The organism is Marinibaculum pumilum, assembly GCF_042646425.1.
Taxonomy (GTDB): domain Bacteria; phylum Pseudomonadota; class Alphaproteobacteria; order Ferrovibrionales; family Ferrovibrionaceae; genus Marinibaculum; species Marinibaculum pumilum.
Map to the genome: position 1 here is coordinate 111753 of NZ_JBHRTR010000048.1, position 26436 is coordinate 138188.

At 70.1% G+C, this 26436-nt stretch carries 28 protein-coding genes; 17 read left to right on the forward strand and 11 right to left on the reverse strand.

The window, feature by feature from the left end:
• Window positions 1-52: 52 nt before the first annotated feature.
• The 3 genes from ACFOGJ_RS25535 to ACFOGJ_RS25545 form a co-directional block, all read right to left on the reverse strand.
• Complete coding sequence (locus ACFOGJ_RS25535; protein ID WP_379905987.1) at window positions 53-1222, reverse strand: substrate-binding domain-containing protein; 1170 nt, start codon at window positions 1220-1222, stop codon at window positions 53-55.
• A gap of 61 nt (window positions 1223-1283) precedes the next feature.
• Window positions 1284-1745 carry a nuclear transport factor 2 family protein gene (locus ACFOGJ_RS25540; protein ID WP_379905989.1) on the reverse strand — a complete coding sequence of 154 codons (462 nt, stop codon included), beginning with the start codon at window positions 1743-1745 and terminating at the stop codon, window positions 1284-1286.
• A gap of 33 nt (window positions 1746-1778) precedes the next feature.
• Complete coding sequence (locus tag ACFOGJ_RS25545) at window positions 1779-3428, reverse strand: FAD-dependent oxidoreductase (protein ID WP_379905992.1); 1650 nt, start codon at window positions 3426-3428, stop codon at window positions 1779-1781.
• A 307-nt stretch (window positions 3429-3735) separates the two neighbouring features.
• Between ACFOGJ_RS25545 and ACFOGJ_RS25550 the strand changes: the two genes are divergently transcribed.
• From ACFOGJ_RS25550 to ACFOGJ_RS25590, 9 genes are all read left to right on the forward strand, one after another.
• Window positions 3736-4629: a helix-turn-helix domain-containing protein gene (locus ACFOGJ_RS25550; protein WP_379905994.1), complete on the forward strand. Its 894-nt coding sequence runs from the start codon at window positions 3736-3738 to the stop codon at window positions 4627-4629.
• Between the two features lie 147 nt (window positions 4630-4776).
• On the forward strand, window positions 4777-5700 hold the full coding sequence (locus ACFOGJ_RS25555) for a MotA/TolQ/ExbB proton channel family protein (RefSeq protein WP_379905996.1): 924 nt from the start codon (window positions 4777-4779) through the stop codon (window positions 5698-5700).
• A 43-nt stretch (window positions 5701-5743) separates the two neighbouring features.
• Window positions 5744-6292: an ExbD/TolR family protein gene (locus tag ACFOGJ_RS25560; RefSeq protein ID WP_379905998.1), complete on the forward strand. Its 549-nt coding sequence runs from the start codon at window positions 5744-5746 to the stop codon at window positions 6290-6292.
• Window positions 6289-6795 (forward strand): ExbD/TolR family protein, encoded by a 507-nt coding sequence (locus ACFOGJ_RS25565; RefSeq protein WP_379906000.1) that lies wholly within the window; start codon window positions 6289-6291, stop codon window positions 6793-6795. Before ACFOGJ_RS25560 ends, ACFOGJ_RS25565 begins: the two co-directional genes overlap by 4 nt.
• Window positions 6795-7979: an energy transducer TonB gene (locus ACFOGJ_RS25570; RefSeq protein ID WP_379906002.1), complete on the forward strand. Its 1185-nt coding sequence runs from the start codon at window positions 6795-6797 to the stop codon at window positions 7977-7979. The genes ACFOGJ_RS25565 and ACFOGJ_RS25570 overlap by 1 nt, the downstream gene beginning before the upstream one ends.
• Window positions 7980-8032: 53 nt before the next feature.
• Window positions 8033-8344, forward strand: coding sequence for an antibiotic biosynthesis monooxygenase family protein (locus tag ACFOGJ_RS25575; protein WP_379906004.1), 312 nt, complete (start codon window positions 8033-8035; stop codon window positions 8342-8344).
• Window positions 8345-8466: 122 nt separating this feature from the next.
• On the forward strand, window positions 8467-9720 hold the full coding sequence (locus ACFOGJ_RS25580) for a Glu/Leu/Phe/Val family dehydrogenase (protein ID WP_379906006.1): 1254 nt from the start codon (window positions 8467-8469) through the stop codon (window positions 9718-9720).
• A 69-nt stretch (window positions 9721-9789) separates the two neighbouring features.
• A complete protein-coding gene (locus ACFOGJ_RS25585) occupies window positions 9790-11388 on the forward strand; it encodes an AMP-binding protein (RefSeq protein ID WP_379906008.1) in 1599 nt (532 codons plus the stop codon).
• Between the two features lie 176 nt (window positions 11389-11564).
• Window positions 11565-11855: a GIY-YIG nuclease family protein gene (locus ACFOGJ_RS25590; protein ID WP_379906010.1), complete on the forward strand. Its 291-nt coding sequence runs from the start codon at window positions 11565-11567 to the stop codon at window positions 11853-11855.
• Window positions 11856-12011: 156 nt separating this feature from the next.
• Here the strand turns inward: ACFOGJ_RS25590 and ACFOGJ_RS25595 are convergent, their stop codons facing one another.
• From ACFOGJ_RS25595 to ACFOGJ_RS25615, 5 genes are all read right to left on the reverse strand, one after another.
• Window positions 12012-12419 carry a VOC family protein gene (locus ACFOGJ_RS25595; protein WP_379906012.1) on the reverse strand — a complete coding sequence of 136 codons (408 nt, stop codon included), beginning with the start codon at window positions 12417-12419 and terminating at the stop codon, window positions 12012-12014.
• A 78-nt stretch (window positions 12420-12497) separates the two neighbouring features.
• On the reverse strand, window positions 12498-13760 hold the full coding sequence (locus tag ACFOGJ_RS25600) for an RNA polymerase sigma factor (RefSeq protein ID WP_379906014.1): 1263 nt from the start codon (window positions 13758-13760) through the stop codon (window positions 12498-12500).
• A 5-nt stretch (window positions 13761-13765) separates the two neighbouring features.
• Window positions 13766-14191, reverse strand: coding sequence for a YciI family protein (locus ACFOGJ_RS25605; protein WP_379906016.1), 426 nt, complete (start codon window positions 14189-14191; stop codon window positions 13766-13768).
• Between the two features lie 91 nt (window positions 14192-14282).
• The gene (locus ACFOGJ_RS25610; RefSeq protein ID WP_379906018.1) at window positions 14283-14813 is read right to left on the reverse strand and encodes an AAA family ATPase; all 531 of its coding nucleotides are present in this window, start codon (window positions 14811-14813) and stop codon (window positions 14283-14285) included.
• Window positions 14810-15724 carry a LysR family transcriptional regulator gene (locus ACFOGJ_RS25615; protein WP_379906020.1) on the reverse strand — a complete coding sequence of 305 codons (915 nt, stop codon included), beginning with the start codon at window positions 15722-15724 and terminating at the stop codon, window positions 14810-14812. The genes ACFOGJ_RS25610 and ACFOGJ_RS25615 overlap by 4 nt, the downstream gene beginning before the upstream one ends.
• A 112-nt stretch (window positions 15725-15836) precedes the next feature.
• On the opposite strand from ACFOGJ_RS25615, the gene ACFOGJ_RS25620 reads away from it, so the two are divergent.
• Both ACFOGJ_RS25620 and ACFOGJ_RS25625 read left to right on the forward strand, forming a co-directional pair.
• On the forward strand, window positions 15837-16289 hold the full coding sequence (locus ACFOGJ_RS25620) for a cupin domain-containing protein (RefSeq protein ID WP_379906022.1): 453 nt from the start codon (window positions 15837-15839) through the stop codon (window positions 16287-16289).
• A complete protein-coding gene (locus ACFOGJ_RS25625) occupies window positions 16286-16540 on the forward strand; it encodes a helix-turn-helix domain-containing protein (protein ID WP_379906024.1) in 255 nt (84 codons plus the stop codon). Before ACFOGJ_RS25620 ends, ACFOGJ_RS25625 begins: the two co-directional genes overlap by 4 nt.
• A 270-nt stretch (window positions 16541-16810) precedes the next feature.
• On the opposite strand, the gene ACFOGJ_RS25630 is transcribed toward ACFOGJ_RS25625, so the two are convergent.
• Together ACFOGJ_RS25630 and ACFOGJ_RS25635 are read right to left on the reverse strand one after the other, a co-directional pair.
• Window positions 16811-18295 (reverse strand): SulP family inorganic anion transporter, encoded by a 1485-nt coding sequence (locus tag ACFOGJ_RS25630; protein WP_379906026.1) that lies wholly within the window; start codon window positions 18293-18295, stop codon window positions 16811-16813.
• 149 nt (window positions 18296-18444) lie between these two features.
• Window positions 18445-19350 carry a LysR family transcriptional regulator gene (locus ACFOGJ_RS25635; protein ID WP_379906028.1) on the reverse strand — a complete coding sequence of 302 codons (906 nt, stop codon included), beginning with the start codon at window positions 19348-19350 and terminating at the stop codon, window positions 18445-18447.
• A gap of 133 nt (window positions 19351-19483) precedes the next feature.
• Between ACFOGJ_RS25635 and ACFOGJ_RS25640 the strand changes: the two genes are divergently transcribed.
• Window positions 19484-20101: an FMN-dependent NADH-azoreductase gene (locus tag ACFOGJ_RS25640; RefSeq protein WP_379906030.1), complete on the forward strand. Its 618-nt coding sequence runs from the start codon at window positions 19484-19486 to the stop codon at window positions 20099-20101.
• 12 nt (window positions 20102-20113) lie between these two features.
• Here ACFOGJ_RS25640 and ACFOGJ_RS25645 read toward each other — a convergent pair whose 3' ends face one another.
• Window positions 20114-20662 (reverse strand): AAA family ATPase, encoded by a 549-nt coding sequence (locus tag ACFOGJ_RS25645; RefSeq protein WP_379906031.1) that lies wholly within the window; start codon window positions 20660-20662, stop codon window positions 20114-20116.
• Between the two features lie 125 nt (window positions 20663-20787).
• On the opposite strand from ACFOGJ_RS25645, the gene ACFOGJ_RS25650 reads away from it, so the two are divergent.
• The 5 genes from ACFOGJ_RS25650 to ACFOGJ_RS25670 all read left to right on the forward strand — a co-directional run bounded on the left by ACFOGJ_RS25650 (window position 20788) and on the right by ACFOGJ_RS25670 (window position 26432).
• Window positions 20788-21492, forward strand: coding sequence for a GntR family transcriptional regulator (locus ACFOGJ_RS25650; protein WP_379906034.1), 705 nt, complete (start codon window positions 20788-20790; stop codon window positions 21490-21492).
• Between the two features lie 192 nt (window positions 21493-21684).
• Window positions 21685-22293, forward strand: coding sequence for a biotin transporter BioY (locus ACFOGJ_RS25655; RefSeq protein ID WP_379906036.1), 609 nt, complete (start codon window positions 21685-21687; stop codon window positions 22291-22293).
• Window positions 22294-22727: 434 nt separating this feature from the next.
• Window positions 22728-24362, forward strand: coding sequence for an ABC transporter substrate-binding protein (locus ACFOGJ_RS25660; RefSeq protein WP_379906038.1), 1635 nt, complete (start codon window positions 22728-22730; stop codon window positions 24360-24362).
• Window positions 24363-24415: 53 nt separating this feature from the next.
• A complete protein-coding gene (locus tag ACFOGJ_RS25665; RefSeq protein WP_379906040.1) occupies window positions 24416-25441 on the forward strand; it encodes an ABC transporter permease in 1026 nt (341 codons plus the stop codon).
• 13 nt (window positions 25442-25454) lie between these two features.
• Complete coding sequence (locus ACFOGJ_RS25670; protein ID WP_379906042.1) at window positions 25455-26432, forward strand: ABC transporter permease; 978 nt, start codon at window positions 25455-25457, stop codon at window positions 26430-26432.
• Window positions 26433-26436 lie beyond the last annotated feature (4 nt).

A 26436-nucleotide genomic window follows, 5' to 3' on the forward strand; every position in this document is an offset into this window, starting at 1 on the left:
CAGGCCCGAGCACGACGGGCCGGTGGGAAGGGAGGTGGGCCGGGTCCCGCCGCTACTTGAACATCCGGTCGAGCATCGCGGTGCTGACCAGGGTGGAGACCGGCATCTCGTTGGGCAGGTCCGGGTTGCACATGCCCTTGGCGACCTGCTTCATCTTGAACGGCACGTCGACATGCGGCGGGATCTCGGCCCCGGCCTTGGCCATCATCGCCGCGGTGAGCGCGATGCGGGACTGGAAGGTGCCGCCGGACGAGAAGAAGATCTTGAAGTTCTCGTTGTTCGCCTTCTCCCAGTCGCAGAACAGGCCCTGCTCGTCGGTGCGCAGGGTGACGATCACGTCCATCGGCCGGTTCGCCGCCTCGAACGCGCGCACCCCGCCGCGGAAGCCGTCGGCATATTCGTAGAGCACCGCGTCGACATCCTCGTGCTGGGAGAGGAAGCCGGACATCGCCTCGAAGGAGCCTTCCTGGGTCCAGTTGGTATCGGCCTTGCCCAGCAGTTCCATGCGGTCGTTCTTGTCGATCGCCTCTTCCGAACAGGTCTGCCAGGCCGCGCTCAGCGGGTTGCCCGGCGTGCCGCCCAGCTCCACCACCTCGACCTTGTCCTCGGTATTGGCCTGGTCGACATACTGGACGAACTGGCGGCCCAGCTCGCACAGATCCTCCGCCACCAGGGTCAGGTAGTCGGTGCCGGGATCGCCGCCGAAGCCGGCGATATAGGGGACGACGGTGATGCCCTGCTCGGTCGCCTCCCGCGCCGTCGGCAGCAGGGCCGGGCCGGCGTCCGGGAAGGTGGCGATGACGTCGACCTTCTGCGCGATCAGGCTGCGCATGTCGGAGATCGCCTTGGAGGCGTCGCCGCGGGCGGAGGTGTAGATGATCTTCGCCACCTCCGGATAGCTCAGCGCCTGCAGCACGAACTCCATGTGCGTGACCCGGCGCCAGACATTCTCCCCGAAGCCGTCGGCCAGCGCGACGGTGAGGCTGCCGCGGCCGGTCTCGCAGACCAGGTCTTTCCAGCATTTCAGGGCGAGTGCCTGTTCCTCCGGCGTCAGTTCCTTCGCCGCGCGCATGAAGGTCTCCTTGACCACCGGGTTGATGCCTTCGGTGGTGCCCAGCGCCTTCATCTCCAGCTCGGCTGCGGTTTCGGCCTGGGCCGCCAGTGGCAGGGCGAGTGCGGCCGCCGCTGCCAACGGCAGCAGCCGCCTGATCGTCGTCTTCATGATGTCCTCCCTCGGATCTTCTTCTGGTTCTGCGTTTTCTGGTTCTGCGTTTCCGGGCGGATCAGGTCTTGATCCACGGGTAGCGGGCGGTGTCCTTCCCGGCATAGTCGGGGTCGAGGTAGATGAAGCAGCGGCAGATCTTCCAGTCGCGGATCTCGAACACGTCGCACCAGCGGCCGGCGCCCCATTCCGGCACCCCGGCACGCCAGGGCCCGTCCTGGTGCTCGCCATGGCTGGTGCCCTCCGCGACGATCACGTCGGAGCCGGAGAACACCCAGTTGAAATGCGAGTAGTGGTGCAGGATCGACTTGATCGTGGCGCCGACATCGCCGAACAGCTGGCCGATCTGCTCCTTGCCGGTCGCCAGTCCCCATTTCGGGAAATAGACCTGCGCATCCTCGGCGAAGAGGTCGAGGATCGATCCGCCGGTCGAGGTGGTGCCGCCATTGTCGAACGCCTTCAGGTATTCCAGGGCGACCGACTTGCGCTGCTCGTCGGTCATCACTTCCTTGGCCAGGGCCATCGGGTTTCCTCCTTCTGCTGTCTGTGCCGGGGGTCAGTTCGCGGGTTCGCGATTGGCGGCATTGGCCGCGCAATAGGCGAGGGCGAGATAGGGACCCAGGGTCGCGCCGCCGGCCCAGTAGGCGCGGGCCGACGCCGAGGCGACGCAGTTGCCGACGCCGTACAGGCCCGGGATGACGTTACCGGCGCGGTCCAGGATGCGGCCGTCGGGGTTCGCCATCGGCCCGCCCTTGGTGTCCAGGTTGCCGCCGGTCAGCAGGGCGGCGTAGTAGGGGCCGCTGTTGCTGATCGGATACATGGTGGGGTTGGGGCCTGCCGGATCGGCGCAGGCCGGGCCGTTGAACAGCAGTTCCACCTGCCGCTCGCCGCGCTGGAAATCCTCGTCCCGTCCGGCCTTCGCGAAAGTGTTGAAGCGCTCGATCGTAGCCTTCAGGGTGGCGGCGAAATCCTCGGCGACCTTCAGATTGCCGATGGCGGTCGCGTATTTCGCGAAGCGGGCCCGGATGCCTTCGGCCAGCGCCTCCAGGGTCTCGCCCTTGATGACATGGGCATCGTCGCAGCCGGGCGGCACGATGAAGCGGCCATATTCGTCGCCCGCGGAATGCTCCTGGCTGCGCTGGTCCCAGACCGCGATCAGCACCAGGTTCGGATATTCCGCCTTTGTCGGGTCCCATTTGAAGAAGGCCTGGGCGGACTCGTTATAGGCCAGCTTCTCGTTGGTGACCCGGCGGCCGGTGCGGTCGACATAGATCATGGAATCGCCCGATGGCGAGAAGGTGCCGATCAGGCCCGGATCCCCGTTCAGTGCCTTTTCCAGGACGATCGGGCACATCCAGGGATAGTTCATGTTGCGCAGTTCGGCGCCGGCGGCGGCGCCGATGCGCACGAAGTCGCCCTCGTTTGTGACCGCCGCGCAGCCGCCCAGCACCGGCTGGGCCAGGAAGTTGCGGCGCAGGTCGGTATCGTGGGTGAAGCCGCCGGAGCCGAAGATCACCGCCTTCCGCGCTTTCAGGCGCAGCGGGCCGTTGGCGGCGGTGTCGACCTCCACCCCGGTCACCCGGCCCTGGTCGTTGCGGACCAGGCGCTGCACCCGATGGCCGGTGCGGATCTCCACCCCGTCGCGGGCGCAGGCCTCCGACATCGTGCGCACTGCCACCGCACCGCCGTCGGACATCGTGTCGCGCGCGCCCTTCGGCACCAGCACGCGGCCGGTCGGGCATTTGTCCTCCGGGATCTCCGCCCAGTAGTCGGGCACCGCCTCGCAGTGGCGGTATTCCAGGGCGCCCTTCTCCGACAAGAGCTCGGTGGCCGGCGAGGCATTGTCGTAGATCGCTTCGCAGACCGCGTATTCCCAGTCGCTCAGGCCGAACCGCGCATCGTCGGGGGCATAGCTTTCCGGCCGCGACAGCCGGGCCATGTAGCGGATGCAGTCCTCCTTGCGGTCTTCCATCCCGGCGGCCTGCATCGCCTTGTTGTTCGGCACCCAGTACCAGAAGGCCGCCTTCTTCGTGGTGCCGCCCAGCTCGTCGGCTTTTTCCAGCAGCACCACGGAATTGCCGTGCCAGCGGGAGAACAAAGCCGAGGCGAGGCCGGCGGCGCCGCCGCCGACGGTGATGACGTCATACTCGGCGTCGAACCGGTCCGAATTGACGGGCTCGGGCGAGCCGCGGGCGATGGTCGGCATGGGCATCCTCCTCTCCGTTCTGCGGCACCATTGCTGCGGGCGTTGTGCCGCCCGTCCCGTGCCCAGTTGGAGGAAGCCTGCGCGTCGACGGGTGCCCCGTCTTTCAGAAGCCGGCTTTTACAGATTCCTGCCGCCGCCCCTCCGGCGGGACAGATTGTCGCTGGCATGGAGTTGCGGTTAGACTTGGAGCAAGCCCGTGCCAGGCCGGCGATCCCGCCGGCAGCGGCAGCAGAAGGGCGCGACCGCCAGGAGGAGCGCGCAACGGCCCGTTGGCCGGGTCCCGCTTCCTGGACGGCAGAGCTGGGGGGTGACGCTGGTGGCGCTGAGCCGGACCGCGTTGGAATCCGTTCCTGGCAGCGTGATCACCGGCGCACGCTTCCAGGGGTTGGAGCAGTTCCCCGCACGGTCGACGACCGGCGGGATCAGCTACTGCATTGCCGGGCCGACCCCCTATTCCCTGGACTTCGCCACCGACTTCGACGTGATCTGCCTGCTGCTGGGCGACATCGCCGGCCGTACCCGCTTCGACGACGACCGGGAATGCGAGATGGTCTTCCGAGGGGAGACGGCGGCCTTCCATCCCGGCGGCGGCAATGTGCGGGTCGATGCGCAGCGGGTGCGCCACGGCTTCATCGCCTTTGGCTTTTCGCCCGAATTCCAGGAGGTCGCCGACGACCATCGCCTCTCCGCCCTGCGGCGGGAGGGCACCCGCAACAATCTGCGGCGGGTGGAGATCCGGCACCTGGCCCGCTATGTGCGGGAGCGGATGCGCGGCAGCGATCGGCTGGACCGGCTGGAACTGCAGTCGCTCGCCACCCTGACCTACCTGCATACCCTGCGCAGCCTGGAGAGCCGGCCGTCGGAGCGGCCGGGCGGCGGGCTGTCGGATGCCGCCTTTCGGCTGATCTGCGACCATATCGACGCGGAACTGGCGAACGAGATCTCCTGCGAGGGGATCGCCGCCGCCGCCGGCCTGCCGCTGCGGGTGGTGTTCGACGGCATGAAGGCCCGCACCGGCATGAGCCCCTACAAGTACGTGGTGGAACGCCGGCTGGCCCGCGCCTGCCACCTGCTGCGCAGCACCGACGATCCGATCGCCGATATCGCCTTCGCCTGCGGCTTCTCCTCCCAGCAGCACCTGACATCGGCCATGTCGACGCGGCTCGGCCGCACGCCGCTGCGCGTCCGCCGCGACGGCTGACCCCCTCGGGAATTCCGGGCGCTTGCCATGCGCCGCACGCAATACCCCCCGGCGCGCTGCATGTTGCGAATGCAAACGCCTGTCAATTGCATAGATCCACGGGAAAGCCTATGAATGGCGCCGGCGCGTATCGGCCGGAGGAAAGGCGTGGACGAGGAGCAAGTGGCGGTGGAGCTGCCTGGCAATGGCCAGGGCGTAGCCGCGGATGCGAACGGGACGGCACCCGCGGACGGAACGGCGGTTGGTGCGGCCCCCGCCGATGGAGCCCAGATCGGCGGCACCCCGGCGGACGGTTCTCTGGCGGACGGTTCTCTGGCCGGCGCTGCCCCCGACGGCAATATGGCCGGCACCATGATGGCCGGCGATATGACGCCGGGCGAAGGGCCGATCGCCCAGATCGCCGAATGGGCCGGGCTGGGCGGGCCGGTGGTCTGGATCCTGGCGGCCATGTCGGTCCTGGCGCTGGCCGTGACGATCATGAAGATCGTCCAGTTCCTGCGCGGCGGGGTCTGGCGCCGCGGGCGCGCCGCCCGTGCCGTCGCCGCCTTCCGCGCCGGCGACGACGAGACGGCGGCCGACCTGCTGCGTGGCCGCGGCGGCCTGCCGGTGCAGGTCGTCCGCGCCAGCCTGCGCGCCACCGCGGCGCACGGTCCGCTTCCCGCGCTGCGGGAGGAGATCGAGCAGTTCGCCAGCGACCGGCTGGAAGGGCTGCGCGGCAACCTGCGCTTTCTCGAGGCGATCGCCGCCCTGGCACCGTTGCTGGGCCTGTTCGGCACCGTGCTGGGGATGATCGCCGCCTTCCAGGACATGCAGGGCGCCGGCGCCCGTGTGAGCCCCGACATCCTGGCGGGCGGCATCTGGACCGCGCTGCTGACCACCGCGGTCGGCCTGGCAGTGGCGATGCCGGCGGTGGCCCTGGTGACCTGGTTCGAACGCACCCTCGACAGCCTGGCGCACGACCTGGAGAGCTATATCACGCAGATCTTCGCCGCCCGTGCGGTGGCCGAGCTGGAGCCCGCGAACGAGGAAGCGCATGTCGGACGGCGCTACGCCGTGGCCCGCGCCGGCTAGCGGTGCGGGCATCGTGTCGGGAAACGGGACACCGGCGGGTGGGTTGGCGGCAGGCGGTGCGGCAGCGGTCCGGCCGCGCCGGTCCGGCCTGACCGCCCCGCGCGGCCGCCGGCGCGCCCTGATCAGCCTGACGCCGCTGATCGATGTCGTCTTCATCCTGCTGGTCTTCTACATGCTGGCCTCGACTTTCACGGACTGGAACGCGATCCCGCTGGCGCTGGACCCGTCGCCCCGCGACGGCGAGCCCGCCGGCAGTGCGGCGGCAAGCCGGCCGGAGCAGCCCTATGCCGGCGCGCTGATGCTGGACGTCCAGCCGGAGGGCCTGCGCCTGTCGGGACGGCCACTGGCCGACGCGGAACTGCCGGCGCGTCTGGCCGCGATGCAGCAGGCGGCCGCATCGGGCGGCGGGGCGCCGGGCGCCGGTACATCCTCCATTGGCCGCAAGGTCATCGTGCGGCCGATGGAGGGCGTGCCGCTTCAGCGCATGGTCGCGGTGATGGACATGCTGGCGGCGGCCGGGATCACCGACCTGGCGCTGGCGCGGCGCGGCGGCCTGCCGGCGGGCCAGCCCCGGCAGGGCGGGCAACAATGAGCCGCCTGGTCCGAAAGGCCGGCGGCGGCCGTGCCCTGGACAGCGATGCCGGGATCCTGCCGCTGATCAACGTCGTCTTCCTGCTGCTGATCTTCTTCATGATCGCCGGCCAGCTGGCCGAGCAGGCGCCGTTCGAGGTGGAGCCGCCGGCCTCCGATGCCGAGGCGCAGGTCAGCCGCGAGGAACTGCTGGTGCTGCTGGCCGCCGACGGCCGCGCCGCCGTGGCGGGCCAGACGGTGACGATGGAGGCGGTGGTCGAACATGTCCTGGCGGCGCTGGCCAAGGCGCGCCAGGCCGCGACGACGGGCGGCGGTCCCAGCCTCGGGCAGGCGCAGCCGCAGGACGGCGCGCCGGGCGCCGGGCCGGCGCCGGGCGGTTTCCCCGAGGCGGTGCGGCTGCGCGCCGATGCCGGGGTGGAAGCGGCCCGGATCGTCGGCCTGATCGAGGAACTGCGCGCCGCCGGCGTCGAGAAGATCACCCTGATGACGGCGGGACGATCGTGATGAAGGGGATGCTGCGCTGGAGCGCCGTGATCCTCGCCGCGCTGGCCTTGCACGGGCTGGGAATCCTGTTCTTCCTGCCCTCCGCGCCGGAACCGACGGCGCCGCAGGCCGGCGACGGCTTCACGCTGAGCTTTGCCGGGCTGGCCAGTGCGGAGGCCGCACCGAGCGCGGCGGACCCTTCGGCGGTTGCCGCGGCCGCACCGGCCTCCGTCGCCGCGGCCTCGCCCGACACCCCGTCGGTGGAGGCGCCGCCGCCGGAAGAGGAGGTGCAGGAGACCGAGCCGACGGAGGTGGAGACCGAGACCCCGCCGGAACAGGTGACGGAGGCCAGGCCGGAAGAGGTCCGCGACGCCGTGCCGGAGGAGGTCGCCGAGACCCCGCCCGACCGGATCGCGCCGGTGGAGGCGGCAAAGCCCGCCGAGCCGGAGCAGCGCGAGGTGGCCGAGGCACCGCGGCTGGAGATGCTGGACGAGAGCCGGCCGAAGCCTGTGGAACCGGTGAAGCCGGTGCAGACCGCCGCCGTGCCGACGGAGAGCCTGAAGCCGGTGACCCCGAAGCCGCCGCAGCCGAAGGCGGTCGAGGTGCCGGAGCCGCAGGAGGAGGCGGTGCCGACACCGCGGCAGCGTCCGAAGGAACTGGTGCAGCGGACGCCGCCGAAGCCGCCGCAACCGGCGAAGCAGGTAGCCAAGGCCGAGCCCCGGCCGCCGAAGCCGCAGCCCCCAAAGCCGCAGCCCCCGAAGCCGCAACCACAGCAGGCGGAGGCGGCGCCCCGGCAGGGCGCCGGCGCGCCGGGCGCAACCGCCCAGGCGGCCCCTCGGCCGCCTTCCGCCAACCCCTCGGCCGCCGGCGGCAATGCCGCCCGGACATCGGTCCAGGGCTCCCCGGAGGGCCAGGCCAGGACCCAGAACTACATCGCGCTGCTGCATGCCTGGCTGGCCAAGCACCGCGAATATCCGCGCACCGCGCGGATGCGGCGCCAGGAAGGGGTGGTGATGCTGTATTTCGCCATCGATCGCGACGGCCAGCTGCTGCGCTACCGGGTCGAGCGGTCCTCCGGCTTCCACCTGCTGGACCAGGCGGCGGAGGCGATGATCGAGCGGGCGGCGCCGCTGCCGCCGGTGCCGCTGGAGCTGTTCAACGGCGGCTTCGAGGTTGTCGTGCCCGTCCGCTTCACCATCTCCTGACGGGGCGGCCCGGCTTTCGGCGCCGCCCGCCTGCATTGCGGAAGGAGGGCTGCATGTTCATCGCGATGAACCGGTTCCAGGTGGCACTGGGCAACGAGGAAGAGTTCGAGCGCATGTGGCGGGAACGGGATTCCCACCTGAAGGCGGTGCCGGGCTTCCGCGCGTTCCAGCTGCTGCGCGGCCCGCGGGAGCAGGACCATACGCTCTATTCCTCCCATGTGGTCTGGGACAGCCGCGAGGCGTTCGAGGCCTGGACCCGTTCCGATGCCTTCCGGCAGGCGCATGCCAATGCCGGCAGCGCGAAATCCCTCTATCTCGGCCATCCGCGTTTCGAGGGCTTCGAGGTGATCCAGACCCTCGACTGATCCAGATCCGGGACTGATCCGAATCACGGTCATGTGCCGGGGCAGGTGCGGCCGGAACCGCTTCGCCCGGCGATCGTTCTCCAGCCCAAGTGCCTGTCACGCGGGAGGAAGATGTGGCCGAGATGCTTGAGGCAGCCCTGGAGCGGATGAATCGGGCCGCCGGACATTGCAACATTCCCGAAGAGGTGCTGCTGCGCCTGCACAGCCCGGCGGAGGTCACCATGGCCAGCCTGCCGGTGCGCCGGGACGACGGCCGGCTGCAGATCTTCCGCGCCTGGCGCTGCCGCTACAACGACACCCGCGGGCCCGGCAAGGGCGGCATCCGCTTCCATCCGGAGGTCAGCCAGGACGAGGTCGCGACCCTGGCCTTCTGGATGACCCTGAAATGCGCCGTGGTCGACCTGCCGTTCGGCGGCGCCAAGGGCGGCGTTGCGGTCGACGTGTCGGATCTGTCGACGATGGAGCTGGAACGCCTGTCGCGGGCCTATGTGCGGGCCTTCGCCCATACCCTGGGCGACCGCCGCGATATCCCGGCGCCCGACATGTACACCAACGGCCGGGTGATCGCCTGGATGTCCGACGAACTGCGGATCCTGAACGGCGAGCATGTCCCGGCCGCGATCACCGGCAAGCCGGAGGCGGTGGGCGGCTCCGCCGGCCGGATCGAGGCGACCGGCCGCGGCGCGGCGCAGGTCCTGGCGGCCCTGGCGAAGGACATCGGCGTGCCGCCGGAAGGGGCGCGCGTCGCGGTACAGGGTTTCGGCAATGCCGCCTACCATCTGGCCGCCGCACTGCGCGACCAGGGTCATCGCATCGTTGCCGTCTCCGACAGCGGCGGAGGACTCTACGACCCGGACGGCATCGATCCCGACGAGGTGAGGGCCCACAAGGCGCGCACCGGTGCCGTCGCCGGGGCGCCCACCTTCGGTACCGCCCGGGACATCGACAATGCCGGGCTGCTGACCTGCGACTGCGACCTGCTGGTGCCGGCGGCGACAGGCGGGCAGATCACCTGCGACAATGCCGCGGATATCCAGGCCCGGGCGATCCTGGAAGTGGCGAACGGGCCGGTGGATCCGGCGGCGGATGCGGACCTGCATGACACCGGGGTGATCGTGGTGCCGGACATCCTGGCCAATGCGGGCGGGGTCGTGGTCTCGCACCTGGAATGGGTGCAGAACCTGGGCGGCGAGCGCTGGCCGCTGGACCGGGTGCGCGAGCAGCTGGACGCCACGATGTGCCGCGAGGCACGGGCCGTGCAGGAGCTGGCCGCGGAAATGGAGATCGACCTGCGGCAGGCCGCCTATGTGCATGCCCTGCGGCGGATCGGCGCGGTGGCGGAGGCGCGCGGCATGGAGCAGCACTACCGCGCCTGACAGGCGCCGAATTCGGTTATGCTCGCCCTGCCGTTACGAACCAGAACAACAGGCAGCAGGGAGGGGAACATGGCCGCGGAGCCTTCGGCATCCGCCGATCAAAGCGTCGTGGAGGGGGAGGCGCGGGACTTCGCGCCGCACATCCTGACGGCGGATCTGGAGCAGGCGGCGCAGCTCTGTCCCGACCGCGCGGCATTCCGCATGGCGGGGGCGGATTTCAGCTATGCCGCCCTGCACGATGCCGCCGGCCGGCTGGCCGGCGGTCTGGCCGCCCTGGGGGTCGGGCCCGGCGACCGGATCGCCACCCTGATGCCGAACCATCCGCTGTTCCTGGTCGCGCTGCATGCGGCCTGGCGGCGCGGGGCGGCGATGTCGGGGTTGAACCCGCTCTATGGCCAGCCGCTCTTGCAGCGCCAGCTGGCGGAAGTCACGCCGAAGGTGCTGCTGACCCTGGACGAGCCGGAGCTGCTGGCCAAGGCGCGCGCCGTGGCGCCGGAGGGTGCCGCGGTGCTGGCCGCCACCCCGTCGGGCGCGGAGCTGCTGCCCGGCGCGGCCGGAACCGGCGGGCTGGCGGCGCACATGGCCGGCCCGGCCCCCGCGTCGGAGCCGCTGACCGTCGACGACCTGGCGCTGCTGCAGTTCACCGGCGGCACCACCGGGGTGCCGAAGGCGGCGGAACTGACCCACCGCAACATCTCGATCAACAACCAGCAGCTCGGCGCCCGGCTGCCCCGCTTCGGCTTCGGCTGCGAGGACTTCCTGGCGCTGCCGCCGTTCAGCCATATCATCGGCTCCAGCATCATCCTCTGCCTCGGGGTGAAGCTGGCCGCGACCCTGCATCCCGTCGCCCGCTTCGTGCCGGAGGAGGCGGTGCGGCTGATGGTGGCGCAGCGGATCAGCTTCCTCTCCGGCGTGCCGCCGATGTTCATGGCGATCGCCCGCCTGCCCGCCGCGCAGGGCGCCGACTGGTCGGCGCTGAAATACTGCATGACCGGCGGCGCGGCGATCCCGGCCTCGGTGATCGCGGAGTTCGAGGGGGTGACCGGCGCGCCGCTGCTCACCGCCTACGGCCTGTCGGAAACGGCGCCCGGCGCGGTCCTGGCGCTGGAGGGCGAGAAGGCGCCGGAGGGCGGCACCGGCCGGCCGCTGCCGGAAACGAAGGTGGAGATCCGCGACATCGCCGATCCGGGCCGCATCGTGCCGCGCGGCAGCCGCGGCGAGATCTGCATCTCCGGCCCCCAGGTCACCCGCGGCTATTTCGGCCGGCCGGAGGAGAGCGCGCACGCGCTGGGACAGGGCTTCCTGCGCACCGGCGATATCGGCGTGATCGACGCCGAGGGCTTCATCTGGGTGGTCGACCGGCTGAAGGACATCATCATCGCCTCTGGCTACAACATCTATCCCGCCCTGGTGGAGGAGGCGCTGTACCGCCATCCCGACATCGTCGAGGCGGCCGTGGTCGGCGCCCCCGACGAGTATCGCGGCGAGACGGTGAAGGCGGTCGTCGTCCTGGCCGAGGGCAAGACGCTCGCCCTGGAGGACCTGCAGGCCTTCCTGAAGGACAGCCTGTCGCCGATGGAGATGCCGAAGCAGCTGGAGGTCCGCAGCGAACTCCCCCGCTCGCCCGCCGGCAAGATCCTCCGCCGCGCACTGAAAGCGGAGGGGTAGGGGGGCTTTGCCGTCCTGCCACGATCCTCGGGTCGAGCCCGAGGACGACGGCGAAGCTGGTGCGGATTGCAGGGCTGACAGGCGCGGTGCCAGCAGCCTCCCCGTCGCCCTCGGGCTCGACCCGAGGGCCGCGATGGTACCTTGCCGCCTCCCTGTAAGGCCCCTAACCTTCAACCATGAAGGGTGGTTGGGTCTACATCCTCGCGAGCCGTCCGCAGGGCACCCTGTACATCGGCGTGACCGCGGACCTCGCTGCCCGCGTGCTCGCCCATCGCGAAGGCCGCGGCAGCGGCTTCGCGCATTACTACGGCACCCGCCGGCTGGTCTATGTCGAACGCCATGAAGACATCGTACGCGCGATCCAGCGGGAGAAGAACCTGAAGCGCTGGCGCCGCGCCTGGAAGATCGCGTTGATCGAAGCCGAAAATCCCGGCTGGGGCGATCTTTGGGAGAGGCTTCAGGTATAGGCAGACGGCGATGCGGCACAGTCCCGTCACGGTCCTCGGGTCAAGCCCGAGGACGACGGATATGTTGAGTTGCCGCGAGGCAAGCAGCGCCGCGCCACCGGCCTTTCCGTCGCCTTCGGGCCTGACCCGAAGGCCGCGACGATACAGCGCCGATCCTCACCCCTCCGCCTTCGCCGCCCAGGGGTCATAGGTCCCGAAGCTCCACAGATTGCCCTCGGGATCGCGGGCGGAATATTCGCGGGAGCCGTAGGGGGTGTCGTACAGTTCCATGACGATCTCCGCACCGGCCGCCTTCGCGCGGGCGTAGTGGGCGTCGGCATCCGCGACGATCACGTAGATCCCCATCGGCACCTGCGCCCAGGGATTGTCGGCCTTCCCGGTGCCGCTACCGAACATCACCATGCCGTTGCCGATGGTCATCTCGGCATGGCCGATGCCGCCATCCTCGCCCGGATAGCTGGCATGGGGGGCGAAGCCGAAGGCCTTTTCCAGGAAGCTCGCCGCCTCGTTGGTGCGGGCATAGCGGATCGCGGGAATGATCGTGGGGGTCTGCGGGCCGGTCATCGGTCTGTCCTCCTGTCGGGTGGGTCGATGGGCGGAGGGTAGGGCGGCGGCGGCCTGCGGTATTGGACGTTTTTCCGCTCAGGCGCCTGGCCGGGCGCTTTCCGCTGCCAGGCGGTCCAGATGCCGGCGGATATGCGCCGCCTCCGCCGGGGTGGCGGCGAGCGCGATCGCGCGGTCGAAGGCGCCCCGCGCCTCGCTCACGCGGCCGAGTTCAAGCAGGAAGGCGCCGCGTGCGCCGTGATAGGGGAAATAGCCGTCCAGCCGGGCGGCCAGCGGCGCGATCATGTCCAGCGCCGCCGCCGCTCCCTGCAGCTTCGCCACCGCCACCGCCCGGTTCAGGGTGACGACGGGGGAGGGCTGCAGCCGTTCCAGGGTGGCATAGAGCCGGTCGATGCCGGCCCAGTCGGTGTCCGCCGCCGTGGCGGCGCGGGCATGCAGCGCGGCAATCGCCGCCTGCACCTGATAGGCGCCGGGGCTGCGGTGGCGCATCGCCTTGTCGATCAGCGCCAGCCCTTCGGCGATCATGCCGCGGTCCCATAGCCCGCGATCCTGCTCCTCCAGCAGCACCGCCTCGCCGGCGGTGTCGAAGCGGGCGGCGCGGCGGGCATGCTGCAGCAGCATCAGCGCGGCCAGGCCCATGATCTCCGGTTCCGCCGGGAACAGGCGCAGCAGCAGGCGGGCGAGCCGGATCGCCTCGCCGCAGAGCGGGGCGCGTTCGGCAGCCGTCGCGGCGCCGGCCGAATAGCCCTCGTTGAAGACCAGGTAGAGCATCGCCGCCACCACGCCCAGGCGTTCGGCACGGTCCGCCGCGCCGGGCGCGGCAAAGGGCAGGCCGGCCTGGCCGATGCGGGCCTTGGCGCGGGTGATGCGCTGTTCCATCGCCGCCTCGCCGACCAGGAAGGCGCGGGCGATCTGCGGTACCGTCAGGCCGGAGACGATGCGCAGGGCCAGGGCGATCTGCTGCGTGGCGGGCAGGTCGGGGTGGCAGCAGGTGAACAGCAGCCGCAGCACGTCGTCGCGATAGTCCGCGCCGTCCAGCCGCTCCGCCATCGCCGCCTCCGCATCCTCCAGGTCCGAGATCGCCGCCTCTTCCTCCGGCAGCGGTGCCTCCCGTGCGCGGCGCCGCGTGCGGTCGATGCCGGCGTTGCGGCCGACCAGGATCAGCCAGGCGGCGGGATCGCGCGGCGGGCCGTTCTGCGGCCAGTTGCGCAGGGCGCGCAGGCAGGCGTCCTGGAACGCCTCCTCCGCAATCTCCAGATTGCCGAAATAGCGCAGCAGGGCGCCGACCGCCCGCGGCCGCGCGCCGGTCAGCGCCGTGTCGAGCCAGGTCAGGTCGTTCAAAGCAATCAGTCCGTCCGCTTGCCGGCGGGTGCGTGGAAGCCGGTCGCCACCTGGACCTCCGGCTCCAGTCCGTTCGGCTTGAAGGTCAGCAGCGGCCGCACCTCGTAGCCGCCGCTGCCGCCGCTATTGGCCAGGGCCAGGTCCTTCGCCGCCGCCAGCGCCGCATCGAGGTCGGGCAGGTCGAGGATGAAGAAGCCCAGCAGCTGCTCCTTCGTCTCCGCGAAGGGGCCGTCCAGCACCAGCGGCTCCTTGCCCTTGCGCACCGTGGTGGCGGCGGTGGTGGGCAGCAGGCGCGCGACGGGGCCGAGCTGGCCCTTCGCCGCCAGTCCCGCCTCCACCGCCTGCAGGCGGCCCATCACCCTGGCCTCCTCCTCCGGCGTCCAGGCGCCGACGGCATCTTCGGAATCGTAGCAGAGGATGGCATAGAGCATGGGGTCTCCTTTCGTGCGGGGCGGGCCCTATGGAAACGACGCAGGCAGGCGCCGCCAGCCGACATCGGATATGGCGGTGCCGGTGAAAAGGTCAGGCGGCGGCGAGGGCGGCCTGCAGCTCGGCCAGGCAGTCCGCGATGCTGCGTCGCGCCGTCTCCACCACCAGCGGCGGCGCATCCGGCGGCCACGGCGCATAGTCGCGGTCCAGCACCGCCTGCCAGTCGGGCGGCACCAGGCCGGGCAGGTCCGGGATCCGGCTCTCCACCCTGCGGCGATGCTCCGCCGGATCGCTGCAGCGGACCTCCACCTCCAACAGGCGCGCGCCGGCGCGCACGGCGACCTCCCGCCAGGCCGACCGGGTCACAGGCAGCGGGTTCACCGAGTCCGCGACCACCTCGATGCCCAGCGCCAGGTTGCCCTCTGCCAGGGCGTAGGCCGCCATGTAGCCGGCCGGCCCGACATCGTCGCCCGCCAGCTGCCCGCTCTCCCGCAGCGCCTGCTCGATCGCGTCGATGCGCAGCCAGGCGGCGCCGCGGGCCTGCGCCAGGGCGCGGGCCAGGGTCGTCTTGCCGCTGCCCGGCAGGCCGGCGAAAGCGACCAGCAGCGGCCGGCCGGCGCTCATGCCGGCAGCGCCGCCGGCGCGTGCGGGCCGGCGAAGCCGCGCCGCGCCAGTTCTGCCGCCAGATGGTCGACGAAGGCGCGCACCTTCGGCGTGAGCAGGCGGTTGGTTGGATAGACCGCATAGATGCCGCTGGCCGGCGTCTCGAGCCCCGGCAGCACCTCGACCAGCGCGCCGCCGGCCAGCGCGTCGTCCACCATCCAGCGCGGCAGGGCGACCAGGCCGTGACCGGCCAGCGCGGCGGCGCGCAATGTCTCCGAGGCGTTGGTCAGCAGCCGCGGCGCCACGCGCACTGTCCGTCCGCCGACCCGCCAGGTGTCGCGCCAGTCCAGCGGCGTGAAGCCGACACAGGCATGCTGCGCCAGGTCGGCCGGTGTCGCCGGCGCACCGGCGCGAGCCAGGTAGCCCGGTGCGGCCACGACGACGATCTGCGAGGTGCCGATCCGGCGCACCACCAGGTTCTCCTCCGGGACTGCGACGATGCGGATGGCGAGGTCGATGCCCTCCTCCACCAGGCGGGAGATCGCATGCGATTCCACCAGGTCGATCTCCAGCCCGGGATGGGCGTTCAGGAAGCCGTACAGCCCCGGCACCACGATGCGGCTGGCGAAGGCTTCCGGCAGGGCGATGCGCAGCCGGCCTTGCACCGCGCCATGTTCGGCCTGGGCGGCGGCGCGGGCGGCTTCCGCATCGTCCAGCAGGCGGCGGCAGCGGGCATAGAAGGCCAGCCCTGCCTCGGTGGCGCGGACCTTTCGCGTGGTGCGGTCCAGCAGCCGCACGCCGAGCCGTTCCTCCAGCCCGCGCACCGCCTCGCTGACCGACGATTTCGCCGTCTGCAGCTGCGCCGCCGCGGCGGTGAAGCTGCCGCATTCCACGACCTTGGCAAAGGCCTCGATGCCGGCGAAGGGATCCATGGCGCGGGATTGTTCGCAGGCCCGAACGATCTGTCCAGATCCCCCGTCTCTTCAGGCGCCGCGGCCGCGCCTAGGGTCCGGCCACCGCAACCGAGCGAGACGGGAGATGAAAATGCTCGAGACCGTGAAGATCCATGTGGTGGCCGCCGACGAAGGCGAGGCGATCGACGTGCTGGGCCTGCCGATGATGGTGAAATGCGACGGCAGTCACCTGCCGCTGTTCCTGGCGGAGCACGAGCTGCCGCCGGGCGCCGGCACCCCGGCCCATATCCACGACCATGACGACGAGATGTTCTACATGCTGGCCGGCGAACTCACCCTGGAGGGCCGCGAGGGCGAAACCCGGATCGGCCCCGGCGCCTGCGCGCAGTTCCCGCGCGGCTCCTTCCACGGCTTCCGCAACGACGGGCCGGAGACGGCGCGCTTCCTGGTGATCTGCAATCCCGGCCGCCAAGCGCTGGAAATGTTCCGCCATTTCGACCGCGCCTCCCGCGCCAGCGGCACGGCGCTGGCGCCGCAGGAGGTCGGCGCGATCTGCGACCAGTACGGGGTGCGGTTCGGGTGAGGGACGGCCGGCTCTCGGGCGCCATCTTCCCGCGGGCCGGCACTACCGAAGCGGACCATGAGGCCGCGCTGGAGGAAGTGGCGCGCCTATGGGGCGCCTGCAGCGGAACGCCGGAAGGCGACCGGCTCGGCATCCTGGCCACCTTGATCGATGCCTGGGAGGCAGAGCACGAGCCGATGGACCCGCCCGACCCGATCGAGGCGATCCTGTTCCGCATGGAGCAGCAGGGGACGGTCCGGAAGGATGTCTAGTGGCCGATCGGTACGCACTGCTGCGCCGGTTGCTGTCGACAAGGCCTGGCCTCGCCGCACCGCCACAGCCCCCGTCGTCCTCGGGCCTGACCCGAGGATCGTGGCAGGGCTGCGAAGTCGCTCATACGGGGCACGCTGCCGCTCGCTGATCGGTCCTCGGGTCGCGCCCGAGAACGACGGCGCGTGTCGTGTCGATGCGGTTCGCCTGGCACCGAAGCGATAAGGGGGATGCCGGGCATCCTGGGCGTTCCGGCTGTGTCCCTTACCCCCTCAATGCCCCGCCATCTGCGCCGCCGCGTCCGGCCGGTCGTGCACCGCCAGGCGCTCCACGATGCTGGCGGAGTGGCGGTTCAGGCCGGCGATCTCGACCTGCACGCCGTGGCGGCGGAATTTCAGGATGATGGTGTCGAGCGCCGCGACGCTGGAAATGTCCCAGATGTGGGCGCGGCTGACGTCGATGGTGACCTTCTCCAGCTTCTCGCGGCAGTCGAAGGCGGCGGCGAAGGCGTCCGCGGAGGCGAAGAACAGCTGCCCCTCGACGGTGTAGATGCGATGGCGGCCGTCCTCGCTGAGGGTCGAGCCGACCTCGAACAGGCGGCTGATCTTCCAGGCGAAGAAGATGCCCGACAGCAGCACGCCGACCAGCACGCCGATTGCCAGGTTGTGGGTCGACAGCACCCCGGCCACGGTCGCCAGCATCACGAAGGAGGAGCTGCGCGGGTGGTGCACCAGGTTCTTAAGCGAGGCCCAGGAGAAGGTGGAGATCGACACCATGATCATCACCGCCACCAGGGCCGGCATCGGGATCTGCCGCACCCAGTCGGCCAGCACCAGGATGAGGAACAGCAGGAAGGCGCCGGCGCAGAAGGTGGAGAGCCGGCCGCGGCCGCCCGACTTCACGTTGATGATCGACTGGCCGATCATCGCGCAGCCGGCCATGCCGCCGATGAAGCCGGTGGCGGTGTTGGCCAGGCCCTGGCCGATGCATTCCTGGTTCTTGTCGCTGGTGGTGTCGGTGCGCTCGTCGACGATGGCGGCGGTCAGCAGACTTTCCAGCAGGCCGACGGCGGCGACCGCGGCGGCATAGGGCAGGATGATGCCCAGGGTCTCCAGGGTCAGCGGGATGTCGGGGATCAGGAACACCGGCAGGGTGGCCGGCAGCTCGCCCATATCGCCGACGGTGCGCAGGTCCAGCCCGAAGGCCATGGCGGCGGCGGTCAGCGCGACGATGCAGACCAGTGGCGAGGGGATCGCCTTCGTCAGGTGGGGGAACAGGTAGATGATCGCCAGGCCGGCGGCGACCATCGGATAGGTCAGCCAGGGCACGTCGATCAGCTCCGGCAGTTGCGCCAGGAAGATCAGGATCGCCAGCGCGTTGACGAAGCCGGTCAGCACGGAGCGGGAGACGAAGCGCATCACCGCGCCCAGGCGCAGCAGGCCGGCGGCGATCTGGATCAGCCCCGCCAGCACCGTGGTGGCCAGCAGGTATTGCAGGCCATGGTCGCGCACCAGGGTGACCATCAGCACCGCCGTCGCCGCCGTGGCGGCGGAGATCATCCCCGGCCGGCCGCCGGTGAAGGCGGTGATCACGGCGATGGAGAAGGAGGCATAGAGCCCGATCTTCGGGTCCACCCCGGCGATGATGGAAAAGGCGATGGCTTCGGGGATCAGCGCCAGCGCGACGACCAGGCCGGACAGGACGTCGCCGCGGATATTGCCGAACCACTGCGCGCGATAGGCAGCAAGGGTGAGCATGGGTCTCCGGGTCGGGCAGCTCGGGAAAACAGGGGACACCGGCCTGCCGACACGTGCGGCAACGGTACCGATTGCGCCTTCTATTAGCCGAAAGCGATGCTGCAATGCAATATTGCGGCGCAACACGAAGCTGTGTCCCGGAATCTGCCTCAGGTGGCGACGGTTGCCAGCTCGGCCTCGAAACGGTCGATCAGCCAGGAGACGGCCGGGCCCGGCGGGGTGGCGGCCGGCCAGAGCGCGCTCAGCCGATAGGGGCTTGGCGGATAGGGCTCCAGCGACAGCACGACCAGCCGGCCGGCCGCCAGGTCCGGCGCGACCATCCAGTCCGGCAGGCCGCCCCAGCCCAGCCCGGCGCAGAGCAGCGCGCGCTTGGTCTCCGCATCCGTCACCCGCCAGACGGCATCTGCCGCCACCCGGATGTCGCGGCCCTTCGTATGCGCGGTCTGGTCGGTGATGACCACCTGGAAATGCGCCCGCACCAGGCTGGCGGGCACCGGCGCTGCGCTGCCGGCCAGCGGGTGTTCCGGCGCGGCCACCGGGATCATCGTGGCGCCGCCCAGCTGACGGATCGCCAGGGTGTCCTCGATCGCCGTGGGGGCGCTCGCGATCCCCAGGTCGGCGCGGTGGGTCTGCAGCAGCTCCTGCACCGCGCCCAGCGCGCCGGTATGCAGCTGCAGGCCGACGGTGGGATAAGTATCGCGGAACCCCTTCAGCACCGCGGTCATCACCGCCGCCGGCAGCAGCACGTCGACCGCCAGCCGCACCTCCGCCTCCAGCCCGCCGCGCAGGCCATGCGCCCGCGCCCGCAGCAGCTGCAGCGCCGCCGCCATGCGGCGGGCATCCGGCACCATCGCCTGGCCGGCGGCGGTCAGGCGCGGCTGGCGGGTGCCTTCCCGGTCGAACAGGGTCAGGCCCAGCTGCGCCTCCAGGTTGGCGATGCCGTAGCTGACCACCGACTGCGCGCGCCCCAAACGCCGGGCGGCGGCGGAGAAGCTGCCGCCGTCCACCACCGCCAGGAAGATCTGCAACTGGTCGAGGGTCGGGTTCGAATCCATGACTTATCGAAAAACTTGATGAATTGGAGCAAAACTTTCGCGGTTATCGCGATCACAGTCCAGGACCATCTCAGTCCCAGCAGTCCGGAGCGGCGCCCGCCGGCGCCCCGGCCAGAGACGAAAGGACAAATAGATGCGCTCCATCCTCCTGGTGACCTCCAGCCCGCGCGGGGCCGCGTCCCATTCCAGCCGCATCGCGGGCGAGCTTGTCCGCGACCTGCAGGCCGGTGCGCCCGGCAGCACGGTCACGCTGCGCGACCTGGCGGCCGACCCGCTGCCGCATATCGGCACCGACTTCGCCATCGGTTCGCGCGCGCCTGCGGCGGACCGCACGGCTGGCCAGGCGGCGGCCGTCGCCGTCTCGGACGCTGCGGTCGCCGAACTGCTGGCCGCCGACACGGTGGTGATCGCCGCCGGCCTGATCAATTTCGGCGTGCCCTCCACCCTGAAGGCCTGGATCGACAACGTGGCCCGGGCCGGGCTGACCTTCCGCTACACCGAGGCCGGGCCGGAAGGCCTGGCGAAGGGGCGCAAGGTCTATCTGGTCCTGGCTTCCGGCGGCATCTATTCGGAGGGACCGGCCGCGGCGATGGACCATGCGGTTCCCTATCTGCGCGACACCCTGGGCTTCATGGGCATGACCGACGTGGAGGTGATCCGGGTCGAAGGCGTCGCGATGGGGCCGGAGGCGGAGGCGCAGGGCCTGGACCGCGCCCGGGCGCAGCTGGACGGTCTGGCCCGCGCCGCCTGACGGACGGCGGCGTCAGTCCGCGGCGATCGTCTCCAGGACGAAGCGGGCCCGCGCGGCGATATCGGTCCGGGGCAGGGTGACGAGGCGGTAGCCGAAGGCCGGATAGGTCCGCGCCATCATCCGCATCGTTGCCTCCGCTTCGGCCGGATCCTGGCGCCGTTCCGCATCGCGGACATAGATCTGCGGCCAGTGCGGCGCCAGGAAGACGGTCGGGTTGTAGCGGAACAGGCGGGCCGCAGCCTCCACATGCGGCGGCACCGGGCAGCCCTCCAGGGCGAGGTAGCCGACCAGGTCGGGCAGGCCGCGGTCGAAGAAGACCGGCCCCGGCAGGTCGGCGGCCAGCCGGTGGGAGCGCAGCTCCCATCCCAGCATCTGCGCGGCGAAGGCCGGCGGGTCGGCCCAGGGCAGGGCCGGCCCGCCGATCGCCTGCTGGTCGCGGATCACGGCACGGCCGGCCTCCGGCATGCAGGCATGCCCCGACGCCGCCAGCGCCTGCAGCAGGCTGGTCTTGCCGGCGCCCGGGCCGCCGGTGATGACGAAGAAGCGGTCATGGCCGGTCATGGCATGCAGTCCCTGGTTTCCGGATTGTCGTTCGGCACGGCGTTGCCGGCCCTGCTTGCTCGACTCTGCCGGCCGGCGGGGCCTATCAATGCCGCATGGCAGGCAGGCAGCAGGATACCCTTCCGGTGCGGATCGCACGCACCCTGGCGGAGCGCATCATCGCCGGCGCGCTGGCGCCGGGGGAAAAGCTGCGCCAGGACCATGTCGCGGCCGAGTTCGGCGCCAGCCATGTGCCGGTGCGCGAGGCGTTCCGGCGGCTGGAGGCACAGGGCCTGGTGGTGGGCACCCCGCGGCGCGGCGTGCGGGTCGCCGCGATCGACCCGGCCAGCCTGCGCGAGGTGGCGGAGATGCGCGCCGCGCTGGAGGCGCTGGCCCTGCGCCATGCCGCGCCGCACCTGACCGCGGCGATCCTGGACCGGGCCGAGGCGGCGATCGAGGCGGGCGAGAAGGCCAGCGACCTGCAGGCCTGGGAAGCCGCGAACCGGCGCTTTCACGAACTGATCCTGGGCGCCTGCCGGATGCCGCGCCTGCTGCGCGCCATCGCCGACCTGCAGGATGCCAGCGCCCGCCTGGTCTTCGCCGCCTGGCGTGAGGAATGGGAAGGCCGCACCGACCGCGACCATCGCGCGATCCTGGCCGACCTGCGGGCCGGGCGGGTCGAGGATGCGGCCGATCGCCTGGCCCGCCATGTCCGCTGGAGCGCGCGCGGCGCGGACCGCGAGCCGGTCGCGCTGGCGGGTCCAAAGGGCGGCTCGGCCGCCGGGGGGCCCGGCGGGGATGCGGCCGCGGCGCCGCGTCAGGACGGCGATCTGCCGGCCGGCGGCACCTGAGGCCGCGCCGGCGCGCCGTCCTTCCATCAACCACCGCTGTTCCGCTTGGCCGGACCGGACGTCCGAGAACTCCAGGCAGGGACTGTCGTGGGGTCCAGCGCTCCGGTTCGAGAGGCCGGTCGATTTTCAAAAAAGTAGGTCATGTGCAAAAATTATCTATAAAACAGTGCTTCCATCGATAAGGAGGTTGATATGACAGAAGCAGCGACGCATGCCGCAGGGGGGACGCCGGGCAATGCGAGTGTCCGGTCCGGGCTGTCAGGGCGCGCGCCCGCGGTCCAGCTGGGCGCCGTCCTGGCCGGCACCCTGGTGCTGACCCTTTCCTCGTACCTGGTGGTGCCGATGGTGCCGGTGCCGGTCACCATGCAGACCCTGGCGGTGACCCTGGTCGGTGCCCTCTATGGCTGGCGGCTGGGTGCGATCACCGTGCTGGCCTGGCTCGCCCAGGCGGCGATCGGCCTGCCGGTCCTGGCCGGCGGTGCCGGCGGCCTGGCCCATTTCGCGGGGCCGACCGGCGGCTATCTGGCCGGCTTCGTCCTGGCGGCGGCCCTGACCGGCTGGCTGGCGGAGCGGGGCTGGAGCGGGCGCCGCCCCGTTCTGGCCTTTGCCGCGATGCTGGCCGGCAACGCACTCTGCCTTGTCACCGGCGCGGCCTGGCTGGCCGTCCTGATCGGACCGGAGAAGGCCGTCACGCTCGGCGTCCTGCCGTTCCTGCTCGGCGGGCTGCTGAAATCGGCCCTGGGGGCGGCGCTGCTGACAGGTGGCGGCCGTCTTGCCGATCGGTTCCGCGCCGGTCGCTGAAGCCGTTCGGATGCAGGTGGCGGGCATCATGCCGCCACCTGCATTGCCGAACCTGATAAATGACTAAAAACTATGCACTTTTCGCTGGATCGGCGATTTCATTCGAAACTTCATAGTGTATTGAATTTAAATGTGAATTTTGTGAAGACCTGATCTCAGGGCCGGGTCGCAATGACGGCGTTATCTGCTGACGCCGCCAATCGTGACACTTTCCCTGTCAGAATCGATGTCGGAACGCATAAAAAATAGTCAATAAGGATTCCTTTAAGGCAGTTTGAGAGAGTGCCTAACAACTGGACATTCGGCGAAGCCTTCTGATTCAATCGGTTATCCGATCCTCAAAACTTGGCACGAAACCTGCTGATAAGTTGCATGCAATTTTGCATGCAATCTGGTGCGGCCTTGGCCCACCGTGCCGAAGCAGGGGGACAGAGATGGACCGACGGCAATTCCTGAAATCGACCGCTGCCGCCTCGATGGGCGCTGCAACCATCGGTGCGGGCCTGGTGCCGCTGGCCCGGGTGCTGCCGGCGCAGGCCGCACAGTCGGTGGCGGTGGTCGCTCTGGGCACCACGATCAACTCGCTGGACCTGCACCGCAAGGGCACCAACCGGCCGAGCTACCAGGTCGCGATCAACGCCTATGACCGGCTGGTCAGCTTCGGCACCAAGACCATGCCGGACGGTTCGCTGAGCTACGATTCCACGAAGATCGAGCCCGACCTGGCGGAAAGCTGGGAATTCTCCTCCGACGGCGACACCCTGACCTTCAAGCTGCGCGGCGACGCGGTATTCGCCGACGGCAGCCCGGTGACGGCGGAAGACGTGAAATGGTCGCTGGACCGGGCGGTCACCCTGGGCGGCTTCCCGACGGTGCAGATGAAGGCCGGCCTGTTGGAGAAGCCGGAGCAGTTCGAGGTCGTTGACGACAAGACCTTCAGGATCAACCTGATCAGGTTCTCCAAGCTCACCCTGCCGGACCTTGCCGTGCCGGTGCCGTTCATCATCAATTCCAAGGTCGCGAAGGCGCATGCCACCGCCGACGATCCCTGGGCGACGGAATACCTGCACCGCACGACGGCCGGCTCCGGCGCCTTCGTGGTGCAGCGCTGGGACCCCGGCCAGCAGCTTGTCTATGGCCGCAACGACAAGTGGACCTCCGGACCGCTGCCCGGCGTGTCCCGGGTGATCATCCGCGAGATCCCGAACCAGTCGACCCGCCGGGCGCTGATCGAGAAGGGCGATGTCGACATCTCCTTCGACCTGCCGGCGAAGGACGCCAAGGAACTGGCCGAAGGGGCCAAGCTGAAGGTGGTCTCCACCCCGATCGAGAACTGCGTCTATTCCGTCGGCTGCAACCTGAAGTTCGAGCCGTTCCAGGACAAGCGTGTACGCCAGGCGATGGCCTATGCCATCCCCTATGAGGAGATTTTCAAGACCGCGGCCTATTCCGTCGGCGTGCCGATGTGGGGCGGTGCCTCCGCCACCCCGGCCGACATCGCCTGGCCGCAGCCCTTCCCCTATGCCACCGATCTGGACAAGGCGAAGGCGCTGCTGGAGGAGGCCGGCTACAAGGACGGCTTCACGGTGCCGTTCTATATCAGCCTGGACCTGGTTTCCTGGATGGAGCCGACGGCGCTGCTGATCCAGGAGAACCTGGCGAAGATCGGCGTCACCGCGCCGATCGAGAAGATCCCCGGCGCCAACTGGCGCACCGCGGCCCTGGTCGAGAAGCGGCTGGAAATGCATCTCGACGATTTCGGCGGCTGGCTGAACTATCCCGACTACTACTTCTTCTGGGCCTATATGCCGGGCCACCTGTTCAACTCCTACAACTACGACAATCCGGAGCTGAACAAGCTGGTGGAAGAGACCCTGCACATGCCGGTCGACGACCCGGCCTATGCCCCGAAGATCAAGGAGCTGATCGAGATCGCCTTCACCGACGTGCCCCGCATCCCGCTCTGGCAGCCGGCCTTGTCCTCGGCCATGGGCAAGGATGTGGAGGGCTACGAGTACTGGTTCCACCGCCAGATCGACTGCTCCCGCCTGTCGAAGGCGGGCGCCTGACCGCCGCCTGTCGTTCGTAGAGGGAGCGTTCGTCAGCAACAGGAGGCGCGGCGATGGCGCAGTCCAAGCTCACCCTGGTGCTGGGCCGCCTGGCCCAGGCCATCCCGACCCTGGTCGGCGTCATCGTCGTGACCTTCATCCTGACCCGCGCCCTGCCCGGCGACCCGGCGGTCTATTTCGCCGGACCCGCCGCGGACGAGAAGTCGATCGCCCAGATCCGCGCGGCTTTGGGCCTGGACCGGTCGCTGCCGGAGCAGTTCCTGGCCTATGCCGGCGACCTGGTCACCGGCAATCTGGGCAATTCCATCTCCACCGGCCAGACGGTGATGTCAGATATCGCGGCGCGGCTGCCGGCCTCGCTGGAACTGACCCTGATGGCGCTGCTGCTGTCGATCGGCATCGCGGTACCGCTGGGCATCCTGGCGGCGACCCGGCCGGGCACCTGGATCGACCATCTCTGCCGGGTGCTGGTCACCGCCGGCGTCTCGCTGCCGGTCTTCTTCACCGGCCTGGTGCTGGTCTATGTCTTCTACTACCTGGCCGATGTCGCGCCGGCGCCGCTCGGCCGGCTCGATTTCATCCACATCTCGCCGGCGCATGTCACCGGCTTCTACGTGATCGACGCCATCCTGGACGGCGATGGCGAGACGGCTTTGGCCGCGCTCGGCCAGCTGGTCCTGCCGGCGGTCACCCTGGCGCTCTTCACCCTGGCGCCGATCGCCCGCATGACCCGGGCGGCGATGCTGCAGGTCCTGTCCAGCGACTTCATCCGCACCGCCCGCGCCGCCGGCCTGACCTGGCGCAAGGTGCTGTTCACCTATGCCTTCCGCAACGCGCTGCTGCCGGTGATCACCACCCTCGGCATGGTCTTCTCCTTCACCCTGGGCGCCAACGTGCTGGTGGAGAAGGTCTTCTCCTGGCCCGGCATCGGTTCCTACGCGGTGGAGGCGCTGGTCGTCTCCGACTATGCCGCGGTGCAGGGCTTCGTGCTGGCCATGGCGGTTCTGTTCGTGGCGCTGAACCTGGTCATCGACATCGTCTACACGCTGATCGACCCGCGGGTCGGCTTCGAGAATTGAGGGAGGGCAGGCCATGACCCGGACATCCGCCGCACCCTCGCTCGACCCGGAAGCGGCCGTCGCGCCGGAACCGCCGGAGCCGGCCATCGCGGAGCCCCCAGGATCGGAGGCGGTTGCGACGCCGGTCGCCGCGGCGCCACGGGGCCGGCTGGCGATCCTGCGCCATGCCGGCTATGTGCTGCGCTCGAACCCGATGACCCTGGTCGCGTTCGTACTGTTCGTGCTGATCCTGGTCGCCGCGATCTTCGGCTCCTGGATCGCGCCCTACGACCCGCTGCAGAGCAATGCCGCCGCGGCCCTGCAGCCGCCCTCGGCCGCCCACTGGTTCGGCACCGACGATCTGGGCCGCGACGTCTTCAGCCGGGTGCTGGTCGCCACCCGGCTGGACCTGGCGATCGCCTTCTCCGCCGTCGCGATCTCCTTCCTGCTGGGATCGGTGATCGGCTCCCTGTCGGGCTTCTACGGCGGCTGGGTGGACCGGATCTCGGGCCGCTTCATCGACACGATCATGGCCTTCCCGCTGTTCGTGCTGGCGATGGGCATCGTCGCCGCTCTGGGCAATTCGGTGGAGAACATCGTCATCGCCACGGCGATCGTGAACCTGCCCTTCTATGCCCGGGTCTCCCGCGCGGAGGTGAACATCCGACGCAATGCCGGCTTCGTGCAGGCGGCGAAGCTGTCGGGCAATGGCGACCTGCGCATCCTGGCGACGCAGATCTTCCCCAATGCCCTGCCGCCGATGATGGTGCAGATCTCGCTGAACCTGGGCTGGGCGATCCTGAACGCCGCCGGCCTGTCGTTCATCGGCCTGGGCGTGCGGCCGCCGACCCCGGAATGGGGGATCATGGTGGCGGAAGGCGCGCGCTTCATCGTCTCCGGCGAATGGTGGCTGGCGCTGTTCCCCGGCGCGGTGCTGATGCTGGCGGTCTTCACCTTCAACATGCTGGGCGACGGTCTGCGCGATATCGTCGACCCGCGCCAGCGCACCTGAGGGA

Excerpts from the sequence above, each read along its gene's own strand:
- ACFOGJ_RS25640 (WP_379906030.1), top strand. The coding sequence starts at position 19,484 with ATGCGCTCCATCCTCCTGGTGACCTCCAGCCCGCGCGGGGCCGCGTCC.
- ACFOGJ_RS25605 (WP_379906016.1), bottom strand. The coding sequence starts at position 14,191 with ATGCTCTATGCCATCCTCTGCTACGATTCCGAAGATGCCGTCGGCGCC.
- ACFOGJ_RS25660 (WP_379906038.1), top strand. The coding sequence starts at position 22,728 with ATGGACCGACGGCAATTCCTGAAATCGACCGCTGCCGCCTCGATGGGC.
- ACFOGJ_RS25665 (WP_379906040.1), top strand. The coding sequence starts at position 24,416 with ATGGCGCAGTCCAAGCTCACCCTGGTGCTGGGCCGCCTGGCCCAGGCC.
- ACFOGJ_RS25610 (WP_379906018.1), bottom strand. The coding sequence starts at position 14,813 with ATGAGCGCCGGCCGGCCGCTGCTGGTCGCTTTCGCCGGCCTGCCGGGC.
- ACFOGJ_RS25630 (WP_379906026.1), bottom strand. The coding sequence starts at position 18,295 with ATGCTCACCCTTGCTGCCTATCGCGCGCAGTGGTTCGGCAATATCCGC.
- ACFOGJ_RS25590 (WP_379906010.1), top strand. The coding sequence starts at position 11,565 with ATGAAGGGTGGTTGGGTCTACATCCTCGCGAGCCGTCCGCAGGGCACC.
- ACFOGJ_RS25570 (WP_379906002.1), top strand. The coding sequence starts at position 6,795 with ATGAAGGGGATGCTGCGCTGGAGCGCCGTGATCCTCGCCGCGCTGGCC.
- ACFOGJ_RS25540 (WP_379905989.1), bottom strand. The coding sequence starts at position 1,745 with ATGGCCCTGGCCAAGGAAGTGATGACCGACGAGCAGCGCAAGTCGGTC.
- ACFOGJ_RS25580 (WP_379906006.1), top strand. The coding sequence starts at position 8,467 with ATGCTTGAGGCAGCCCTGGAGCGGATGAATCGGGCCGCCGGACATTGC.
- ACFOGJ_RS25645 (WP_379906031.1), bottom strand. The coding sequence starts at position 20,662 with ATGACCGGCCATGACCGCTTCTTCGTCATCACCGGCGGCCCGGGCGCC.
- ACFOGJ_RS25585 (WP_379906008.1), top strand. The coding sequence starts at position 9,790 with ATGGCCGCGGAGCCTTCGGCATCCGCCGATCAAAGCGTCGTGGAGGGG.
- ACFOGJ_RS25545 (WP_379905992.1), bottom strand. The coding sequence starts at position 3,428 with ATGCCGACCATCGCCCGCGGCTCGCCCGAGCCCGTCAATTCGGACCGG.
- ACFOGJ_RS25655 (WP_379906036.1), top strand. The coding sequence starts at position 21,685 with ATGACAGAAGCAGCGACGCATGCCGCAGGGGGGACGCCGGGCAATGCG.
- ACFOGJ_RS25615 (WP_379906020.1), bottom strand. The coding sequence starts at position 15,724 with ATGGATCCCTTCGCCGGCATCGAGGCCTTTGCCAAGGTCGTGGAATGC.
- ACFOGJ_RS25595 (WP_379906012.1), bottom strand. The coding sequence starts at position 12,419 with ATGACCGGCCCGCAGACCCCCACGATCATTCCCGCGATCCGCTATGCC.
- ACFOGJ_RS25670 (WP_379906042.1), top strand. The coding sequence starts at position 25,455 with ATGACCCGGACATCCGCCGCACCCTCGCTCGACCCGGAAGCGGCCGTC.
- ACFOGJ_RS25635 (WP_379906028.1), bottom strand. The coding sequence starts at position 19,350 with ATGGATTCGAACCCGACCCTCGACCAGTTGCAGATCTTCCTGGCGGTG.
- ACFOGJ_RS25565 (WP_379906000.1), top strand. The coding sequence starts at position 6,289 with ATGAGCCGCCTGGTCCGAAAGGCCGGCGGCGGCCGTGCCCTGGACAGC.
- ACFOGJ_RS25535 (WP_379905987.1), bottom strand. The coding sequence starts at position 1,222 with ATGAAGACGACGATCAGGCGGCTGCTGCCGTTGGCAGCGGCGGCCGCA.
- ACFOGJ_RS25575 (WP_379906004.1), top strand. The coding sequence starts at position 8,033 with ATGTTCATCGCGATGAACCGGTTCCAGGTGGCACTGGGCAACGAGGAA.
- ACFOGJ_RS25620 (WP_379906022.1), top strand. The coding sequence starts at position 15,837 with ATGCTCGAGACCGTGAAGATCCATGTGGTGGCCGCCGACGAAGGCGAG.